This is a genomic window from Mesorhizobium sp. M1E.F.Ca.ET.063.01.1.1 (assembly GCF_003998155.1).
Classification (GTDB): domain Bacteria; phylum Pseudomonadota; class Alphaproteobacteria; order Rhizobiales; family Rhizobiaceae; genus Mesorhizobium.
The window spans coordinates 1-2,877 of record NZ_RZSC01000736.1 but is presented as its reverse complement, the minus strand read 5'-3'; the positions used below and the strand labels follow the sequence as shown (position 1 = coordinate 2,877).

The window sequence follows — 2,877 nt, the reverse complement described above, 5'->3', positions numbered from 1 at the left end:
ACTATGTGCTGAAGGCCGATGGCGGGGAGGGCGCGGCCCCCTTGCTCAATTCATTCGGCGGCAAGATCACGACGTTCCGCCGGCTGGCGGAATCGATGCTGGAGAAGATCGAAGGTTTTCTCGGCAAGCGCGGCAAACCATGGACCGCCAATGCGCCGCTGCCCGGCGGCGATTTTCCGGCGACCGGTTTCGACGCGCAGGTATCAAAGCTCAAGAACGTCTATCCGTTCCTCGATCAGCGGCTGGCGCGCAGGCTCACCCGGCTCTACGGCACGCGCGCCGAGAAGCTGCTTGGGCTGGCCAAGTCGAATGCCGATCTCGGCCGCAATTTCGGCGCCGACCTTTACGAGGCCGAGGTGCGCTATCTCGTCGAGAACGAATGGGCCGTCACCGCCGAGGACGTGCTGTGGCGCAGGACCAAGCGCGGCCTGCATTTCAGCCGCGAGCAGACGGCGGCCTTGGAAGAATTCATGCGTGGCCGGCGCCACGTCGCGGCGGCCGAGTGAAGGCCGCCCGGTAATGCGAAAGGCCTGGGAGGAGGCGTGATGCTGGAACTGAGGAACGTGACGAAGACGGTCGGCGCGCAGGAGCATATCCGCGACGTGTCGCTGACGCTTCAGCACGGCTCGCTGAACGTTCTGCTCGGACCGACGCTTTCGGGCAAGACCAGCCTGATGCGGCTGATGGCCGGCCTCGACGCGCCGAGCTCCGGCTCGGTGTGGTTCGACGGCAAGGATGTCACCGTACAGCCGGTGCAGAAGCGCAATGTCGCCATGGTCTATCAGCAGTTCATCAACTATCCGGCGATGACCGTCTACGAGAACATCGCCTCGCCGCTTCGGGTCGCGGGCGTCGAGCAGGCCAGGATCGACAAGGATGTGCGCAACGCCGCCGCGCTGCTGAAGCTCACGCCCTATCTCGACCGCACGCCGCTCAGCCTGTCCGGCGGCCAGCAGCAGCGCACCGCGCTCGCCCGTGCCATCGTCAAGAACGCCAGCCTCGTCCTGCTCGACGAGCCCTTAGCCAATCTCGACTACAAGCTGCGCGAGGAATTGCGCGCCGAACTGCCGAAGATCTTCGCCGCTGCCGGCACGATCTTCGTCTATGCCACGACCGAGCCGCATGAGGCGCTTTTGCTCGGCGGCAACACAGCCACCCTCTCCGAAGGCCGTGTCACGCAATTCGGGCCGACCATCGAAGTGTTCCGCAAGCCGGCCGACCTGGTGACGGCCAGGACCTTCGCCGACCCGCCGCTCAACTCGATCGTGCTCGCCAAGAAGGGATCGGATTTCCTGCTCGAAGGCGGTGTCAAGCTGCCGGTGCCGCCGGAGCTGCTCGGCATTCCCGACGCGAGCTACACGATCGGCTTCCAGCCGCATCATCTGTCGCTCGAACGTCCCAACGCCAGCGCCGTGCCGGTGCGGGCCAAGGTCACCATCACCGAGATCACCGGCTCGGAGAGCTTCGTCCATCTCGACTTCGCCGACGCGCGCTGGGTGATGCTGGCGCACGGCATCCTCGACTTCGAGACCGACGACGAGGTCGAGGTGTTCATCGATCCGCGCCACATCATGGTGTTCGACCAGAACGGCAGCGCCGTGACGGCGTCGAAGCTGGCGGCCTGAGGAGGAAGCGATGGCGCGCATCGAGGTCAACCATATCCGCCATTCCTACCTGCCCAATCCGAAGAAAGATTCGGATTTCGCACTGAAGGAAGTGCACCACACTTTCGAGGACGGCGGCGCCTATGCGCTGCTCGGGCCCTCGGGCTGCGGCAAGACCACCTTGCTCAACATCATTTCGGGGCTGCTCCACCCCTCGCACGGCCAGCTTTTGTTCAACGGCAGGGACGTGACCAGGCTGTCGACGCAGGAACGCAACATCGCCCAGGTGTTCCAGTTCCCGGTCATCTACGACACCATGACCGTCTACGACAATCTGGCCTTCCCGCTGCGCAACCGCCGCGTGCCGGAGGCCGATGTCGACCGCAAGGTGCGCGAGACGCTCGACATGATCGATCTCGCCTCGATGGCGAACCGGAAGGCGCGCCGGCTGACCGCAGACCAGAAGCAGAAGATCTCGCTCGGCCGCGGCCTCGTGCGCTCCGACGTCAACGCCATCTTGTTTGACGAGCCGCTCACCGTCATCGACCCGCATATGAAATGGGTGCTGCGCTCGCAGCTCAAGCAACTGCACCGCCGCTTCGGCTACACCATGGTCTACGTCACGCACGACCAGACCGAGGCGCTGACTTTCGCCGACCGCGTCGTGGTCATGTATGACGGCGAGATCGTGCAGATCGGCACGCCGGCCGAGCTGTTCGAACGCCCGCGGCACACTTTCGTCGGCTATTTCATCGGCTCGCCGGGCATGAACGTCCTGCCGGTTGCGCTCGAAGGCAGGACGGCGATGCTCGGCGCGCAGCGCATCGAGCTGCCGGGCGTGCCGAAGGCCGAAGCCGGCGCCGTCGAGCTCGGCATCCGTCCCGAATATGTGCGGCTCGGCCGTGAAGGAATGACCGTCCAGGTCAGCAAGGTCGAGGATGTCGGCCGCCACAAGGTTGTGCGCGCCAATCTCGAAGGCAAGGAGATCGCCGCCGTCATCGGCGAAGACGACGAAGTGCCGTCCGAGCCCAAGGTTCGCTTCGATCCGGCCGGCATCAACATTTATGCCGATTCGTGGCGCGTCGAGATGGGGGCCTAGATGGAAAAGACCTGGAACAACAAAGCCTGGTTCCTTGTCCTGCCGGTGCTGGTGCTGGTGGCGTTCTCGGCCGTCATCCCGCTGATGACCGTCGTCAACTATTCGGTGCAGGACACGTTCGGCAACAACGTCTTCTTCTGGGCCGGCACCGAGTGGTTCGAGGAACTGCTTGCC

Annotated in this window: 3 protein-coding genes and 1 pseudogene; all 4 read left to right on the top strand. The window is 64.4% G+C overall.

Annotated features, from left to right (window positions below):
* Positions 1-506, top strand: a 506-nt coding sequence (locus EOA29_RS31460) for a glycerol-3-phosphate dehydrogenase C-terminal domain-containing protein (protein ID WP_281061120.1), incomplete at its 5' end; no start/stop codon positions are given.
* Positions 507-545: 39 nt separating this feature from the next.
* Positions 546-1,625, top strand: a complete 1,080-nt coding sequence (locus EOA29_RS31455) for an ABC transporter ATP-binding protein (RefSeq protein WP_126093836.1) — start codon at positions 546-548, stop codon at positions 1,623-1,625.
* A 10-nt stretch (positions 1,626-1,635) separates the two neighbouring features.
* Positions 1,636-2,703 (top strand): ABC transporter ATP-binding protein, encoded by a 1,068-nt coding sequence (locus EOA29_RS31450; RefSeq protein ID WP_126093837.1) that lies wholly within the window; start codon positions 1,636-1,638, stop codon positions 2,701-2,703.
* A pseudogene (locus EOA29_RS31445) lies at positions 2,704-2,877 on the top strand (sugar ABC transporter permease); the annotation flags it as partial.

What these genes read in the sequence shown, in the direction of transcription:
- EOA29_RS31450 (WP_126093837.1), top strand. Translation starts at nt 1,636, where the DNA reads ATGGCGCGCATCGAGGTCAACCATATCCGCCATTCCTACCTGCCCAAT.
- EOA29_RS31455 (WP_126093836.1), top strand. Translation starts at nt 546, where the DNA reads ATGCTGGAACTGAGGAACGTGACGAAGACGGTCGGCGCGCAGGAGCAT.